At 68.0% G+C, this 16,138-nt stretch carries 15 protein-coding genes and 1 tRNA gene; 13 read left to right on the top strand and 3 right to left on the bottom strand.

Going from position 1 to position 16,138, the window contains the following annotated elements:
- The 3 genes from AC5RUP_RS08970 to AC5RUP_RS08960 form a co-directional block, all read left to right on the top strand.
- A partial coding sequence (locus AC5RUP_RS08970; RefSeq protein WP_494158473.1) for a sensor histidine kinase occupies nucleotides 1–1,051 on the top strand: 1,051 nt, incomplete at its 5' end.
- Entirely contained in the window at nucleotides 1,048–1,698 is a 651-nt protein-coding gene (locus AC5RUP_RS08965; RefSeq protein ID WP_494132112.1) for a LuxR C-terminal-related transcriptional regulator, read from the top strand. The genes AC5RUP_RS08970 and AC5RUP_RS08965, both read left to right, overlap by 4 nt.
- A gap of 170 nt (nucleotides 1,699–1,868) precedes the next feature.
- Nucleotides 1,869–2,210 (top strand): DUF8129 domain-containing protein, encoded by a 342-nt coding sequence (locus AC5RUP_RS08960; RefSeq protein ID WP_494154322.1) that lies wholly within the window; start codon nucleotides 1,869–1,871, stop codon nucleotides 2,208–2,210.
- A 73-nt stretch (nucleotides 2,211–2,283) separates the two neighbouring features.
- Here AC5RUP_RS08960 and AC5RUP_RS08955 read toward each other — a convergent pair whose 3' ends face one another.
- On the bottom strand, nucleotides 2,284–3,504 hold the full coding sequence (locus tag AC5RUP_RS08955) for a pyridoxal phosphate-dependent aminotransferase (protein ID WP_494154323.1): 1,221 nt from the start codon (nucleotides 3,502–3,504) through the stop codon (nucleotides 2,284–2,286).
- Between the two features lie 285 nt (nucleotides 3,505–3,789).
- Between AC5RUP_RS08955 and AC5RUP_RS08950 the strand changes: the two genes are divergently transcribed.
- The 9 genes from AC5RUP_RS08950 (at nucleotide 3,790) to rplL (ending at nucleotide 10,220) form a co-directional block, all read left to right on the top strand.
- Nucleotides 3,790–3,862, top strand: a tRNA-Trp gene (locus AC5RUP_RS08950).
- 116 nt (nucleotides 3,863–3,978) lie between these two features.
- Nucleotides 3,979–4,248, top strand: coding sequence for a preprotein translocase subunit SecE (secE, locus tag AC5RUP_RS08945; RefSeq protein WP_494067545.1), 270 nt, complete (start codon nucleotides 3,979–3,981; stop codon nucleotides 4,246–4,248).
- 91 nt (nucleotides 4,249–4,339) lie between these two features.
- Nucleotides 4,340–5,251: a transcription termination/antitermination protein NusG gene (gene nusG, locus AC5RUP_RS08940; RefSeq protein WP_494067544.1), complete on the top strand. Its 912-nt coding sequence runs from the start codon at nucleotides 4,340–4,342 to the stop codon at nucleotides 5,249–5,251.
- Nucleotides 5,252–5,378: 127 nt separating this feature from the next.
- Entirely contained in the window at nucleotides 5,379–5,807 is a 429-nt protein-coding gene (rplK, locus tag AC5RUP_RS08935; protein ID WP_494067543.1) for a 50S ribosomal protein L11, read from the top strand.
- 260 nt (nucleotides 5,808–6,067) lie between these two features.
- Entirely contained in the window at nucleotides 6,068–6,775 is a 708-nt protein-coding gene (gene rplA / locus AC5RUP_RS08930; protein WP_494154324.1) for a 50S ribosomal protein L1, read from the top strand.
- 158 nt (nucleotides 6,776–6,933) lie between these two features.
- Complete coding sequence (locus tag AC5RUP_RS08925) at nucleotides 6,934–8,070, top strand: GNAT family N-acetyltransferase (protein WP_494158472.1); 1,137 nt, start codon at nucleotides 6,934–6,936, stop codon at nucleotides 8,068–8,070.
- A gap of 110 nt (nucleotides 8,071–8,180) precedes the next feature.
- On the top strand, nucleotides 8,181–8,915 hold the full coding sequence (locus tag AC5RUP_RS08920) for a FadR/GntR family transcriptional regulator (RefSeq protein WP_494158471.1): 735 nt from the start codon (nucleotides 8,181–8,183) through the stop codon (nucleotides 8,913–8,915).
- 274 nt (nucleotides 8,916–9,189) lie between these two features.
- Entirely contained in the window at nucleotides 9,190–9,774 is a 585-nt protein-coding gene (gene rplJ, locus AC5RUP_RS08915) for a 50S ribosomal protein L10 (protein ID WP_494012736.1), read from the top strand.
- Between the two features lie 68 nt (nucleotides 9,775–9,842).
- A complete protein-coding gene (gene rplL / locus AC5RUP_RS08910; protein ID WP_494067540.1) occupies nucleotides 9,843–10,220 on the top strand; it encodes a 50S ribosomal protein L7/L12 in 378 nt (125 codons plus the stop codon).
- A 111-nt stretch (nucleotides 10,221–10,331) separates the two neighbouring features.
- Here the strand turns inward: rplL and AC5RUP_RS08905 are convergent, their stop codons facing one another.
- A complete protein-coding gene (locus AC5RUP_RS08905; RefSeq protein ID WP_494158470.1) occupies nucleotides 10,332–10,829 on the bottom strand; it encodes an aminoacyl-tRNA deacylase in 498 nt (165 codons plus the stop codon).
- Nucleotides 10,830–10,894: 65 nt separating this feature from the next.
- Nucleotides 10,895–12,097 carry an acetyl-CoA C-acetyltransferase gene (locus tag AC5RUP_RS08900; protein WP_494158469.1) on the bottom strand — a complete coding sequence of 401 codons (1,203 nt, stop codon included), beginning with the start codon at nucleotides 12,095–12,097 and terminating at the stop codon, nucleotides 10,895–10,897.
- Between the two features lie 493 nt (nucleotides 12,098–12,590).
- On the opposite strand from AC5RUP_RS08900, the gene rpoB reads away from it, so the two are divergent.
- Entirely contained in the window at nucleotides 12,591–16,109 is a 3,519-nt protein-coding gene (gene rpoB, locus AC5RUP_RS08895; protein ID WP_494091982.1) for a DNA-directed RNA polymerase subunit beta, read from the top strand.
- Nucleotides 16,110–16,138: the final 29 nt, after the last annotated feature.

The raw sequence follows: 16,138 nt of genomic DNA, 5'->3' as shown, positions 1-16,138 counted from the left end.
GCAGGCGGCCGGCCCCGGCGGGCGCCCCGGAGGGCGGCCCGGAGGACTTCCGCAGGCCGCGGCCGGCGCCCCGCGGCTGATGCAGCGCGGCGGCAAGGAAATCCTGATCGGCGCGGCCCTGGTCCTCGCGGGCGGCGCCGTCGTCGCCCAGCTGGCGGGCATCAACCTGCCGTGGGGGACCTGGCTGCCCGTGCTCGCCATTGCGGCCGGCGCGGTGATCGCGTGGATGCAGCTGGACGATTCCCGGCGCAGCGGACTGATGGACCGCGCCGGGGCAACCGGGGCCCAAGGCGCCGTGCGGTTGCTGGCCGGGCTGGTCCTGGTGGTGGCCGGCATCGTCACCATGGTGTCCGGTTCGATTACCTGGGAGGCCATGTGGCCCACGCTGTTCGCCTCGCTGGCCGTGCTGGCCGGGGTCCTGCTGGTTCTGGCGCCGTGGGTGCTGAAGTACTGGCGGGACCTGGAGACCGAACGCTCCGGCCGGATCCGGGAAACCGAACGCGCGGAGATCGCCGCGCACCTGCACGATTCGGTGCTGCAGACCCTGGCCCTGATCCAGAACCGCGCCGGTTCGGAACACGACGTCACCCGGTTGGCCCGCGCCCAGGAACGGGAACTGCGCGAATGGCTCTACCGGGACAGGCGGCAGGAAGAGGGCAACCTGGTGGACCGCGTGAAGGCGGTGGCCGCCGAAATCGAAGACGCCTACGGGCATCCCGTGGACGTGGTCGCCGTGGGCGACAGCGCCATGACCGACCGGCACGAGGTCCTGGTGCACGCCACCCGGGAGGCCGTGCAGAACGCGGCAAAACACGCCGGCGGCGGCATCTCCGTCTACGTTGAATGCACGCCGGGCGGCAGCGAAATCTTCGTCCGGGACCGCGGTCCCGGGTTCGAGCCCGCCGCCGTGCCGCCGGACCGGATGGGCGTGCGCGAATCGCTGATCGGTCGGATGGAGCGGCACGGCGGCCAGGCAAAAATCCGCAACACCGGCAGCGGCACCGAAGTCCACCTCAGCCTGCAGCACCCCCAGGAAGGAACCGCATCGTGACCGAACCCATCCGCGTGGTCGTCGTCGACGACCACGCCATCTTCCGTTCCGGCTTGAAAGCCGACCTGGACGGGCGGATCGAGGTGGTCGCCGAGGCCGCGACCGTGGAGCAAGCGATCGCGGCCATCCGCGAGCAGCGGCCCGCGGTCGTGCTCCTGGACGTGCACCTGCCCGGAGGCCGGGGCGGCGGCGGGGCCGAGGTGGTCGCGGCCTGCGCGGACCTGCTGGCGGAGACCAAATTTTTGGCGCTGAGCGTTTCCGACTCCGCCGAAGACGTCGTCACCGTCATCCGGGCCGGCGCCCGCGGGTACGTCACCAAGACAATCTCCGGCGCCGAAATCTCTGACGCCGTGGAGCGGGTGGCCGGCGGCGACGCGGCCTTCTCGCCGCGGCTGGCCGGGTTCGTCCTGGACGCCTTCGGCACCGCAGCCGTAGCCAACGTGGACGACGAACTGGACAAGCTCTCCGCGCGCGAACTGGAGGTCATGCGGCTGATCGCCCGCGGCTACCAGTACAAGGAGGTGGCCAAGGAACTGTTCATCTCCATCAAGACCGTCGAAACCCACGTCTCGTCCGTGCTGCGCAAGCTCCAGCTGTCCTCCCGGCACGAACTGACCCGCTGGGCTGTTGACCGCCGGATCCTGTAGCAGGGGGGCCGGGCCCTGTTGTACCCCCAAGCGCCGGTGGTAGCTTGGTGGCACTGTCAGGACGGACCGCGGTCCCGCACCGGAGCCGGAATCGGTGACATCCCCCGGAACTGCAGTACAGCAGCCGGTGCCAAGGCCTGCGGCCGGTGTCTACGAGCGCAGGAGGATCCATGACCGACTCCCCACGGCACGACGAATTGCCGCTGCCGGACTACGACCACATACCCTTGGGCACGTTTCCGTCCCGGATCACGGGGCTGGACGAGCAGGGCATGACGCAGCTCCTGGCCTACGAGCGGGAGCATGGGAACCGGCTCCCGGTCGTCCAGGTCCTCGAGCGCCGGCTCGAGGAGCTGCGCGCCGGAGCGGAGCCAAGCGGCACCACGGTGCCGGACATGCCCGAGGTCGGCCGGAGCCAGGGCGGCTCCGCGGCGCAGCCGGAAACCTCGGGCCCGCGGGTCGTGCCGCCGTTCCACGGCAATCCGGCCCACCAATCCCAGCCGGAAAAGTAGCAGGCACGACACGGCCGGCCGGGCTGCCTCTCGGCAGCCCGGCCGGCACCGTTTCCGGCACCGTTTCCGGCGGTTACTTGGCCTTCGCCAGGAAATCCTGCAGCCGGCCGACGCCGACGGCGAGGTCCTCGTCGCCGAGGGCATAGGACAGCCGCACGAAGCCCGACGGCCCGAAGGCCTCGCCGGGCACGACGGCGACCTCGACCTCGTCGAGGATCAGCGAGGCGAGCTCGGCGGAGGTCGCCGGACGGACGGTGCCGCCCGCCGTCGGGAACTCCTTGCCCAGCAGCCCGCGGACGTCGGCGTAGGCGTAGAACGCACCCTCCGGCGTCGGGCATTCGACGCCGGCGATGGCGTTCAGGCCCTCGACCATGGCCTTGCGGCGGCGGTCGAAGGCAACCTTCATCTCGTCCACCGCGGTCAGCGGTCCGGACACGGCGGCCAGCGCTGCCATCTGGGACACATTGGCCACGTTGGAGGTGGCGTGGGACTGCATATTGGTGGCAGCCTTGACCACGTCCTTCGGGCCGATCATCCAGCCCACCCGCCAGCCGGTCATGGCGTAGGTCTTGGCCACGCCGTTGAGGATGACGACCTTGTCGCCCAGCTCCGGGGCGGCCGTGGCGATGGAGGTGAAGGGCACGCCGTCGTAGGTGAGGTGCTCGTAGATCTCGTCGGTGATGACCCACAGGCCCTTCGAGGCAGCCCACCGGCCGATCTCGGCAACCTGTTCCGGCTGGTAGACGGCACCGGTCGGGTTGGACGGGGAGACGAAGAGCAGCACCTTGGTTTTGTCGGTCAGCGCGCCCTCGAGCTGGTCGACGGTGACCAGGTAGCCCTGCTCCGGCCCGGCGAAGACCTCCACCGGGAGGCCGCCGGCCAGCCGGATCGCCTCGGGGTAGGTGGTCCAGAACGGCGTGGGGACCAGGACCTCGTCGCCCGGATCCAACAAGGTGGCGAAGGATTCGTACACCGCCTGCTTGCCGCCGTTGGTCACCAGCACCTGGGCCGGGTCCACCCGGTAGCCGGAATCGCGCAGCGTCTTGTCCGCGATGGCCTGCTTCAGTTCGGGCAGGCCGCCGGCGGGGGAGTAGCGGTGGAAGCGCGGCTGGCGCGCGGCCTCGATGGCGGCCTCCACGATGTAGTCCGGGGTCGGGAAATCCGGTTCGCCCGCCCCGAAGCCAATCACCGGGCGCCCGGCAGCCTTCAGCGCTTTTGCCTTGGCATCGACGGCGAGGGTGGCGGATTCGGCGATGGACGCAATGCGCCGGGAGACGCGGGCGTTGGCAGGCATGGGATTCCCGTCTTCAGTAGCGTGTAGGACTGTTCCATAGTCTAGGTGCAGCCCGAGTCCGGGTGCAGCCCGTCGGGCGTACGGCCCGTTGCCCGGTGCCCGCCCGGCCCCCTTGGTCAGCGGGCCGGCGGAAATGTTGCATAATGGATCAGTCGCCTTTTGGGCGGCAAACGGGGTTCGGTTCGACGTCGGCGCATCGCTGGCGTAAACTGGATCTTCGGTGTTGAAAACGCCATGATGTTCCATGCCCGCGCGGCGGGGGCATCCGGCAGTATTCGGCTCCATAGGGTAGTGGCGCAATTGGTAGCGCAGCGGTCTCCAAAACCGCAGGTTGCAGGTTCGAGTCCTGTCTGCCCTGCGCAGAACCGCCGCAGGCATAAACTGCAGCAGTTCAGCATCCCAGCACGAAGCAGCGGTCCAGGCCGGCCGAGGCCGTCCGGGGGCCGGACACCGGACAGAATGAGTGAGGCCAGGTTGACCGATACGTCTTCCAGCAGTCCCCAGGGACGCCCCACCGGACGAAAGACCGAGAAGCGCGGTCTCTTCGCCCGGATCATTTTGTTTGTCCGCCAGGTCGTTGCCGAACTCAAAAAGGTCGTCACGCCGACCCGCAAGGAACTGCTGAACTACACGCTTGTGGTGATCGCCTTTGTGGCCATCATGATGTTGATCGTCACGGCACTGGATCTGGTTTTCGGCCAGGGCGCGTTCTTCGTCTTCGGAGACGGCATACCCGAACAGTAACGTCCGCGTTGCGGCAGCCGTACGGATGGATACGACGACGGCGCAAAGCCGCCGCGAGTCAAGTGAGCTGAAGAAGAAAGCAGGAAGCTAAGTGTCCGACCAGGAACTCGAAGCCCAGAACTCCGAAGAGAACGCGGAGCTGGAAGCCGACGAGCAGGTTACCGTGACCGGCACCGACGAGGTGCCGGCTTCTGGCGTTGACGCCGCAGAAGAGGCTGCCGGTACCGATCTGGCGAGCGAGCTTGACCAGGCCGCCGACGACGCCCCCGTCCTCGACGAGGCCGCCGAAGCCGCCGCCGAGGCGGACGTGACCGAAGCCGTGGCCGCCGACGGGGCCCCGGAGGAGACCGGGCCGGCCGAAGAGGCCGAAGAGGTTGAGCAGACCGAAGAGGAAGCCCTCGAAGCATTCCGCGCCAAGCTGCGCCGCCAGCCCGGTGACTGGTACGTTATCCACTCCTACGCCGGCTACGAAAACCGTGTGAAGGTCAACCTGGAGACCCGCATCCAGACCCTGAACATGGAAGACTTCATCTACGAGATCCAGGTCCCGATGGAAGAGGTCGTGGAGATCAAGAACACCACGCGCAAGCTGGTCAAGCGCGTGCGCATCCCGGGTTACGTGCTGGTCCGGATGGACCTGACCGACGCCTCATGGGGCGCCGTCCGCCACACTCCCGGCGTGACCGGGTTCGTCGGCAACGCGCACAACCCGGTGCCGCTGAGCCTGAAGGAAGTTGCTTCCATGCTGGAGCACACCATCACGGGCACCAAGACGGAAGCCGGCGGCAAGGCTGCGGGCAAGGCGACGGCAGCGAGCACACCGATCACCGTCAACTTCGAGGTCGGCGAGTCCGTCACCGTCAACGACGGGCCGTTCGAGACGCTGCCGGCAACGATTTCCGAAATCAAGCCGGAATCCCAGCAGCTCGTGGTGCTGGTGACCATCTTCGAGCGCGAAACCCCGGTGACGCTCTCGTTCAGCCAGGTCACCAAGATCCACTAACCAAGACTTCGTGCGGATACGGACCCGCTTTGTCCGAACCCGCACGGCCGGCCGCCAAGCCATGGCGGCCAACCACCGCCGGCACGCTCCTGTGCCGCCGGTACGTAATGTGAGAGAAGGACCCGATATGGCCCCCAAGAAAAAGGTCACCGGCCTCATCAAGCTCCAGATCCAGGCAGGCGCCGCCAACCCGGCCCCGCCGATCGGTCCGGCGCTTGGTCAGCACGGTGTCAACATCATGGAATTCTGCAAGGCGTACAACGCCGCCACGGAATCCCAGCGCGGAAACGTGATCCCGGTTGAAATCACGGTCTACGAAGACCGTTCCTTCACCTTCATCACCAAGACCCCGCCGGCCGCCGAGCTGATCAAGAAGGCCGCAGGCGTGCAGAAGGGTTCGGCTACCCCGCACACCAACAAGGTTGCGAAGCTGACCCAGGCGCAGGTCGATGAGATCGCCGGCACCAAGATGGCTGACCTCAACGCCAACGACATTAAGGCTGCCGCCAAGATCATCGCCGGCACCGCCCGTTCCATGGGCATCGAGGTCGAGTAGCGAGGAGCTCGCGTACGGTGAGGGCCGAGGAACGAGGCACTCGCCGGAAGCAAGCACCGCAGCTGCTCGACAATCGAGCACTGTCGAGGGCTAAGCACCTCAACCCCGGTGGTCGTGCCAGGACACAAGTCCTGCAGGACCCCACCAAGACAATTCAAAAAACGACGGCGACACAGCTCGCCACAGGTGGGAACACCGCCGTCGTTGTGGCAGGGCCGGGCGCGGTCCGCAGACCACAACTGCACAAGGAGAAAAAGCAGATGGCAAAGCGCAGCAAAGCATATGAGGCAGCTGTAGCCAAGATCGAGGCGGACAAGGTTTACGCCCCGGTCGAGGCAATCACTCTCGCCAAGGAGACCAGCCCGTCCAAGTTCGACGCGACCGTTGAGGTGGCTTTCCGCCTCAGCGTCGACCCGCGCAAGGCCGACCAGATGGTCCGCGGCACCGTGAACCTGCCGCACGGCACCGGCAAGACCGCCCGCGTGCTGGTCTTCGCCACCGGCGACAAGGCCGAGGCCGCGATCGCCGCGGGCGCCGACTTCGTTGGCTCCGACGACCTGATCGAAAAGATCCAGGGCGGCTGGACAGACTTCGACGCCGCCGTGGCGACCCCCGAACTGATGGGCAAGGTCGGCCGCCTGGGCAAGGTCCTCGGTCCCCGCAACCTGATGCCGAACCCGAAGACCGGAACGGTGACCCCGGACGTCACCAAGGCCGTCAACGACATCAAGGGCGGCAAGATCGACTTCCGCGTCGACAAGCACGCCAACCTCCACTTCATCATCGGCAAGGTGTCCTTCGACGCCAACAAGCTGGTGGAGAACTACGCCGCCGCCCTGGAAGAGGTGCTGCGCCTGAAGCCGTCGGCTTCCAAGGGCCGGTACATCGCGAAGGCGACCATCACCACCACCTTCGGCCCGGGCATCTCCGTGGACCCGAACGTCACCAAGGTGGCCGTGGAGGCCTAACCGGGACTTCTGGTTCGCCGGCGACGGCGAACACTTAGGCTATGGCCGCAGCAGATGCTGCGGCCATAGCCCGTTTAAGCGGGAGATAGTGCGGCGCGGCGGGATGCAGTAATGTGATTGGTACTACTCAATCACTGCCTCAGTGCCGAGGAGCCCGCATGCCCACGACCTCGATCACGATCGCGCCGCTGCCCATCCCGCCCGCCCTTCAGGGCCCGGGCGGTGCGGACTTTGCCGCATCCGCCGAGCTGGCCAATCTGGTCAACGGGCTGATCTGGGGCAACAACGATTTTTGGGTGAGCCCGGCGGTCAGGCTCGAGGGGGCGCGGCCGAACGACTACTCGGTGACGTATCTCTGGGCGGCCAGAGACGGGGACCGGCACGTCGGGCGTGCCCTGCTCGAGCTGTCGCTGCGGGACAACCCGCGGAACGGGTACGTCTTTGTGGCCGTCCATCCCGACTACCGGCGGCGGGGCGTGGGAAGCAGGCTGCTGGCCGAAGCCGAGGCCTGCGCCGCCCGCCGCGGCCGGACCACCCTTCAGGCCTGGAGCGAACATCCCGCCGGATTCGATCCAGCGGGCCCGGACATGCTCCGGCCGACGACCGGGGCCGGGGCCCTGCCGGGGTCCGCGCCGGCGGTGCGCTTCGCGCTGGCCGGCGGCTTCCGGCTCGAACAGGTGGAGCGGTGCAGCAGGATGCCGCTCCCCGCCGACCAGGACAGGCTGCAAGCCCACGCGGCAGCGGCTGCCCGCAAGGCCGGCGCGGACTACCGGCTGGTGGAGTGGGCCGACAGCTGCCCGCCGGACTGCGTGGACCAGTACGCGGCCCTGCGGCAGCGGATGAGCACGGACGTCCCGCTGGGTGAACTCGACTACGAGGAAGAAGCGTGGGACGCCGCCCGGGTCCGCCACCAGGAGGAAGAGCTGCGGCGCAAGGGCGGCCGCTGCCTGGTGGTCGCGGCCCGGCATGTGCCCAGCGGCCGGCTGGTGGGCCATACCGTGCTGGAATTCTTCCCGGAGCAGCCCGAGGTGGTCTTCCAGGAGGACACGCTGGTGCTGCGGGCCCACCGTGGCCACAGCCTGGGCCTGTGGATCAAGGCCCGCAACCTGCAGCGGGTGGCGGAAGCGTGGCCGCAGGGGCGCCGGCTCTACACCTGGAACGCCGACGAAAACAGCCACATGCTGGACATCAACATCGCCCTCGGTTTCGCTCCGGCGGGGTACGAGGCCGCCTGGCAGAAGAAGCTGGGTCCGGGGCCGCAGGCTGGGGGGACCGGCCCGGGCGGCGCCGTGTGACGGCGTGGATCGGGGCGTGTCGCCGGCGCGTCATGCTACGCGCCGGTAACCGGCAGCGGCGGTTACGATGTCAGCGCGCCGGCATGCTGCCGGGTGTGGCGGGAGGGCCGATGGAACGCAGGACGCTGGTTGACATGGTGGCGGAAGACCTGCTGGAGCAGATCATCGCGGGCCGCATGGCGCCCGGCGACGCGCTGCCGACCGAAGCCGAAATCGCCGCCCGGTCGCAGGTCAGCCGGCTGACCGTCCGGGAGGCCCTCACCATGCTGCGGGCGATGAACGTAATCAGCATCCAGCGGGGCCGCGGCACGTTTATCAATCCGCCCGGGAAGTGGACCTCGGTCGAAGCCATCGTCCGCGCCGCGGCGCACAGCATGAGCGACTCCGCCGCCTCGCGGCAACTGCTCGAAGTGCGGCGCCTGGTCGAATCCGGGGCCGCCGCGCTGGCTGCCCTCCGCCGCACCGCTGCGGACCTGGAGCTGCTGCGCGGGCACCTGGAGTCGATGGCCGCGGCGGACGCCGCCGGTGACGCGGACGCCTTCGTCGAAGCCGACCGGTTGTTCCACACGGTGGTCCTCAAGGCGTCCGGCAACATCCTTTTTCCGGCGGTCTTCGTGCCGATGGGCCGGGTGCTGGCCGACGCGCGGCGGGAAGCGTTTGGGGCGCGGGCCGTCCGCACGCGCACCCTCGCCATGCACCGCAGGGTGCTCGCCGCCGTCGAAAGCGGGGACTCCCAAGGAGCCCGCCAGGCAATGGAGGACCACGTGGACCAGGTCCAGGACGACCTCGACGGCAATGCCGCCGGCCCGGCGAAGGCGCCCGCGGTGCGGTCGGCCGCCGGCTGACCCGTCCGGGGTGCGGACGCGGATCGCGGTGCGGGCCGCCGATTTGGCGTCCGGCGGCAGGATCCCGTACCCTTGAAGAACCAAAGACCGTCGGTCGTTGAAAGCCTCCACGTTTTCAACCGAAAGTCCCATGCCTGGGACGGCCTGCGCAGGTGAACGAAGCATTGCCCCGCCACCGGAACGCCGGAGCGGGAACGAAGCCCCGTGCGCCTGCATGGGGCGTTTTTTATGCGTGCGACCCGAACCACCGGCACTATTCCCCGGAAGGAGGGTTATGGCAACGCCAACCAAGGTGGCAGCCGTTGAAGAAATCACCAGCGATTTCAAGGAATCCAGCGCTGCAGTCCTAACCGAATACCGCGGGCTTACCGTTGCACAGCTCAAGGAGCTGCGTGTTTCTCTCGGCCAGGACACCAAGTTCTCGGTCGTCAAGAACACCCTGACTGGCATTGCAGCCAAGGAAGCCGGCATCGACGCGTTCGAAGGCCAGCTCTCCGGACCCACTGCTATCGCCTTCATCAAGGGTGACGCCGTTGCAGCCGCCAAGTCCCTGACGGATTTCGCAAAGTCCAACCCGCAGCTCATCATCAAGACCGGTATCTTCGAGGGCAAGGCCCTGGATGCAACCGCCGTTGCTGCGCTGGCCGCTCTCGAATCCCGCGAGCACCAGCTGGCCCGCGTCGCCGGTGTCCTCAAGGCGCCGATGTCCGCACTGGCCCGCACCCTCGATGCGCTGCGCATCAAGCAGGAGGAGAACGGCGGCGCCGCTGCCGAAGCTCCGGCCGAAGCTGCCGAAGCCGAAGCTCCCGCTGCCGAAGCAACCGAGGCCCCGGCCGAGGCTGCCGCCGAAGAGCAGTAAGACTCTTCACCAACCAACTCTTGGTGCGGACACACCAGCCGCATCACCTATCAGGAAGGACGCCAACCATGGCGAAGCTCACCAACGAAGAGCTCATTGAAGCTTTCAAGGAACTGACCATCATCGAGCTCTCCGAGTTCGTCAAGCTGTTCGAGGAGACCTTCGACGTCACCGCTGCTGCCGTTGCCGTTGCAGGCCCCGCAGCCGGCGCCGGCGAAGCCGCTGCCGAGGAGCAGACCGAGTTCGACGTCGTCCTCGAAGCTGCCGGCGAGAAGAAGATCGCAGTGATCAAGGAAGTCCGCGCGCTGACCTCCCTGGGCCTCAAGGAAGCCAAGGACCTGGTCGACAGTGCTCCGAAGGCCGTCCTCGAAGGCGCCACCAAGGAAGCTGCCGACAAGGCCAAGGAAGTTCTCGAGGCTGCCGGCGCGACCGTCACCCTCAAGTAAGCTCTCTTTAGCTTCTGCAAAGCCCCGCCGCCCCACCGGGCGGCGGGGCTTTGTGCTGTGCGGGCCGGACGCCGCAGCCGGTGCCCCGCCGGCTGAGCGGGTCGGGCGGCCTCAGGCCGGGTCGGAGATGTCGGCGACGGTGGCGCCGAGCGCGGACGTCAGCGCATCGGCGTCGACGAAGGCGGAGTAGCCGTGTTCCCCGGCGCCCAGCGAGATCCGCCGGCCGCGGATGGACTCGTCGGCGTACACCGGCCAGGCCGTGCTGCTGCCCAGCGGGGTGATGGTGCCGCGCCGGTAGCCCGTCGCCGCGTAGGCGATATCGGCGTGCGGCAGCGAAAGTTTGTTGACCCCCAGCAGCGAGCGGAGCTTGGGCCAGGAGATCTGCCGGTCGCCGGGGACGAGGGCGAACAGGAACGAGCCGTCCTTGTGCTTGATGACCAGGGTCTTGACGATGTCGGCCTCGGCGATGCCCAGCAGCTGCGCGGCCTCCGCGAGGCTGCGGGCGCCGGCGCGTTCGGCGACGTCGACGTTCAGCGAGTGGGCTTCGGCGCCGGCCAGGAAACGCTGCAGCCCGGCCGGCAGGGCAGGGGCACCGGAGTCGTTGCTCATGTCCGGTTCAAGCGCCGGCGGCCGCCCGGTATTCCCGGCCGCGCCGCCGGGGCCGCCCGGAACTCCTAGTCACGGTAGAGCAGCAGCGCCTCGCCCTGGCCGCCGCCGCCGCACAGGGAGACCGCGGCCTTGCCGGTGCCGCGCCGGCGCAGTTCCAAGGCGGCCGTCAGCGCCAGCCGGGTGCCGGAGGCGCCGATCGGATGGCCCAAGGCGATGGCCCCGCCGTGGATGTTGCACTTCTCCAGCGGGTAGTCCAGGTCCTGGAGCGACTGCACCGCCACGGCGCCGAAGGCTTCGTTGATCTCGATGAAGTCCAGGTCGGCCGTGGTCCAGCCCGCACGCTTGAGCGCCTGGGTGATCGCGTTGGACGGCTGCGACTGCAACGAGGTGTCCGGTCCGGCCACCTGCCCCGGACGGCCGACGACGGCGAGCCAGTCCAGGCCGTTGTCCTCGGCAAAGCCGCGGGTCGCGACCACGACGGCGGCCGCGCCGTCGGACAGCGGGGAGGAGTTGCCGGCGGTGATGGTGCCGTCCTTGGCAAACGCCGGCCGCAGCGGGGCCAGGCTTTCCACGCTGGTCTGCGGGCGGACGCCCTCGTCGCTGTCGACCACCAGGTCCTCGCCCTTGCGCTGCGGCACCGCGACCGGGACGATCTCGTCGTCGAAGACCCCGTTCTTGGCGGCGGCGGCGGCGCGCTGGTGGGAGGCGGCGGCCACTTCGTCCTGCGCTTCGCGGGGGATGCCCAGCTCGGCGTTCCGGCGCTCGGTGGAGACGCCCATCGACTCGTGGTCGAAGGCGTCGGTGAGGCCGTCGTGGGCGGTGGCATCGAGGGCGGTCAGGCTGCCGTAGGTCCAGCCCCGGCGGGAACCGGGCAGCAGGTGCGGGCCGTTGGTCATCGACTCCTGCCCGCCGGCCACCACCACCTGCGCCTCGCCGCAGCGGATCAGCCGGGCGGCGTCGATGACGGCGGCCAGCCCGGAGAGGCAGACCTTGTTGATCGTCACGGTCGGCACGTTCCAGCCCAGTCCGGCCGCGATGGCCGCCTGCCGGGCGGGGTTCTGGCCGGCGCCGGCCTGGATGACGTGCCCCATGATGACCGCGTCCACCTGCTCGGGGGCGACGCCGGAGCGCTCCAGCGCCGCCGCGATCGCCTTGCCGCCGAGCTGGACGGCGGTGAAGGATGCGAGCTGGCCGTTCAGTCGTCCCGTGGGCGTGCGTGCGCCGTTCAGGATGACGACGTCGTCGCGGCTGCTGTTGTTCTCGGCCATGGTCTTCGTGCCTCTTTTCCGCGCCCGGTGGCCTGCGCAAGCGGGGGCCACCGGGCTGCTGCCGTCGGTATGATCTGCTTCACAGATTACCCGTGTTAGGCAACTCGCCTGAAGCGCGGGCCGGAAAGTGGCGGCGGCGCGGTATATGCTGGTGGCGTTGTCCCGGGGAAGACAACCGCGAAGACGCCCCTTTCGCACCGCGTTTCGCACCGCAGGCCGCTCGCATCCCGATGGCGGGGGAGCGGTGGCTGGTGCCTGCCCGGCATGTTGGACATCCCGCCGCGCGGTGCCGTACACTAAGTATTTGCGTCTTCCCTCAAAACCTTTGGCCTTCATATAGCGGTGGGCTTCGCCACGCCCTATCTGTGTTTAACTGCAGATCGTGCGGCGGGCAAGGATCATATAGCGGATCCAGGTGATGTCCGGACCCCATTCGGGGTGCCGGCGGTGCGGAAGCGCAGGACAAGCCTGAAGGTCTGTGGAAGGATCCCTCTTGGTCGCCTCGAGCACCTCTAATACCGATACCGCTAACAGCCTGCTGGACGCCTCGTCGAACGACGGAGCAACCCGGCGGCTCTCATTCGCCAAGATTCACGAACCTCTTGACGTTCCCAATCTGCTCGCCCTTCAGACCGACAGCTTCGACTGGCTGGTCGGCAACGAACGCTGGAAGGCGCGCGTAGCCAAGGCCCAGGAAGAAGGCCGCCAGGGTGTGGCCGGCACCTCCGGCCTCGCCGACATCTTCGAAGAGATCTCCCCGATCGAAGACTTCCAGGGCACCATGTCCCTGAGCTTCTCGGAGCCGGAGTTCGCCGATCCGAAGTACACCATGGCCGAGTGCAAGGACCGCGACGCCACGTTCTCCGCGCCGCTGTACGTCAAGGCCGAGTTCATGAACAACAACACGGGCGAGATCAAGCAGCAGACCGTGTTCATGGGCGACTTCCCGCTGATGACCGACAAGGGCACCTTCGTCATCAACGGCACCGAGCGCGTCGTCGTCTCCCAGTTGGTCCGCTCGCCGGGCGCCTACTTCGAGAAGACCGCCGACAAGACCAGCGACAAGGACATCTTCACCGCGAAGATCATCCCGTCCCGCGGCGCCTGGTTCGAGCTGGAAATCGACAAGCGCGACCAGGTCGGCGTCCGCCTCGACCGCAAGCGCAAGCAGTCCGTGACCGTGCTGCTCAAGGCCCTGGGCTGGACCGAGGGCCAGATCCTGGAGACCTTCGGCGAGTACGACTCCATCCGCGCCACGCTGGAGAAGGACGCCACGCAGACCCAGGAAGAAGCCCTCCTGGACATCTACCGCAAGCTGCGTCCGGGCGAGCCGCCGACAGTCGAGGCTGCCCAGTCCCTGCTGGACAACCTGTACTTCAACCCCAAGCGCTACGATCTGGCCAAGGTCGGCCGCTACAAGATCAACCGCAAGCTGGGCATCGACAAGCCGCTGACGGATCCGGACGCCTCGGTCCTGAACAATGACGACATCGTCGCCATGATCAAGTTCCTGGTCGCCCTGCACGCCGGCGAGACCACCATCCCGGGCAAGCGCGACGGCGCCGACCACGACATCCGCGTCGAGATCGACGACATCGACCACTTCGGCAACCGCCGCATCCGCGCGGTCGGCGAGCTGATCGAGAACCAGGTCCGCACGGGCCTCTCCCGCATGGAGCGCGTGGTCCGCGAACGCATGACCACCCAGGACGTCGAGGCGATCACGCCGCAGACCCTGATCAACATCCGCCCCGTGGTGGCGGCGATCAAGGAATTCTTCGGCACGTCGCAGCTGTCCCAGTTCATGGACCAGAACAACCCGCTGGCCGGCCTGACGCACAAGCGCCGCCTGTCCGCGCTGGGCCCGGGCGGCCTGTCCCGCGACCGCGCCGGCATGGAAGTCCGTGACGTGCACCCCTCGCACTACGGTCGCATGTGCCCGATCGAGACCCCTGAAGGCCCGAACATCGGCCTGATCGGCTCGCTGGCCTCCTACGGGCGGATCAACGCGTTCGGTTTCATCGAGACCCCCTACCGCAAGGTCATCGACGGCCAGGTCACCGACCAGGTCGACTACCTGACGGCCGACGACGAGATCGAGTGCGTGATCGCCCAGGCGAACGCCCCGCTCACCGAGGACCTGCACTTCGAAGAGGACCTGGTCCTCAGCCGGGAGCGCGGCGGCGGCGGCGAGCCGGTGCTCGTGCCGGCCAACGAGGTCGACTACATGGACGTCTCCCCGCGCCAGATGGTGTCGGTGGCGACCGCCCTGATCCCGTTCCTGGAGCACGACGACGCCAACCGCGCGCTGATGGGTGCGAACATGCAGCGCCAGGCCGTGCCGCTGCTGCGTTCGGAAGCCCCGCTGGTCGGCACCGGCATGGAGCGCTACGCGGCTGTCGACGCCGGCGACTCCGTGGTTGCCGCCAAGCCGGGCGTGGTCACCGAGGTCTCCGCGGACCTGGTCACCGCCCTGAACGACGACGGCACCGAGACCCGGTACCCGATCATGAAGTTCGCCCGCTCCAACCAGGGCAACGCGTACAACCAGCGTGTCCTCGTCTCCGAGGGCCAGCGGCTGGAAACCGGCAGCATCATCGCCGACGGTCCGTCCACCGACCAGGGCGAACTGGCGCTGGGCAAGAACCTGCTCGTGGCGTTCATGTCCTGGGAGGGCCACAACTTCGAGGACGCGATCATCCTGTCGCAGCGCGTGGTCTCCGACGACGTGCTGACCTCCATCCACATCGAGGAGCATGAGGTTGATGCCCGCGACACCAAGCTCGGTGCCGAGGAAATCACCCGCGACATCCCGAACGTGTCGGAGGAAGTGCTCTCCCAGCTGGACGAGCGCGGCATCATCCACATCGGCGCCGAGGTCGACGCCGGCGACATCCTCGTCGGCCGCGTGACCCCCAAGGGCGAGACCGAGCTGACCCCGGAAGAGCGCCTGCTGCGTGCGATCTTCGGCGAGAAGTCCCGCGAAGTGCGCGACACCTCCCTGAAGGTCCCGCACGGCGAGTCCGGCACCGTGATCGGCGTCCGGATCTTCGACCGCGACAACGACGACGAGCTGCCCCCGGGCGTGAACCAGCTGGTGCGCGTGTACGTGGCGCAGAAGCGCAAGATCACGGACGGCGACAAGCTCGCCGGACGCCACGGCAACAAGGGCGTCATCTCCAAGATCCTGCCGGTCGAGGACATGCCGTTCCTGGAAGACGGCACCCCGGTCGACGTCGTGCTGAACCCGCTGGGTGTTCCCGGCCGCATGAACGTGGGCCAGGTGCTGGAAATCCACCTCGGCTGGGCCGCGAAGCAGGGCTGGAACATCGAGGGCAACCCGGACTGGGCCAAGGACCTGCCGAACCTGCCCCGCCAGTCGGGTCCGACGACGGTGGCCACGCCGGTGTTCGACGGTGCCAGCGAGTTCGAGATCACCGGGCTGCTGGATGCCACCAACCCGACCCGCGACGGTGAGCGCCTGATCGGCGCTTCCGGCAAGGCCCGTCTGTTCGACGGCCGCTCCGGCCAGCCGTTCCCGGATCCGGTGTCCGTGGGCTACATGTACATCCTGAAGCTGCACCACCTGGTGGACGACAAGATCCACGCGCGTTCCACCGGCCCGTACTCGATGATCACCCAGCAGCCGCTGGGCGGTAAGGCGCAGTTCGGCGGCCAGCGCTTCGGCGAAATGGAAGTGTGGGCCCTGGAGGCCTACGGCGCCGCGTACACCCTGCAGGAACTGCTCACCATCAAGTCCGACGACATCCACGGCCGCGTCAAGGTCTACGAGGCGATCGTCAAGGGCGAGAACATCCCGGAGCCGGGTGTTCCCGAATCCTTCAAGGTGTTGATCAAGGAAATGCAGTCGCTCTGCCTGAACGTGGAAGTACTCTCCACCGACGGCACCGCGATCGAAATGCGTGACTCGGATGAAGAAGTCTTCCGGGCCGCGGAAGAACTGGGCATCGACCTTTCCCGGGCCGAGCCGAGTTCCGTCGAAGAGGTCTAGCCGCGCCGGCCGGCCGCCGGTGCCTTGGA

The sequence above is a fragment of the Arthrobacter sp. Y3223151 genome (assembly GCF_059091125.1).
Note: the sequence above shows the minus strand (reverse complement) of the source record. Positions and strands in the feature narration are given on the sequence as shown.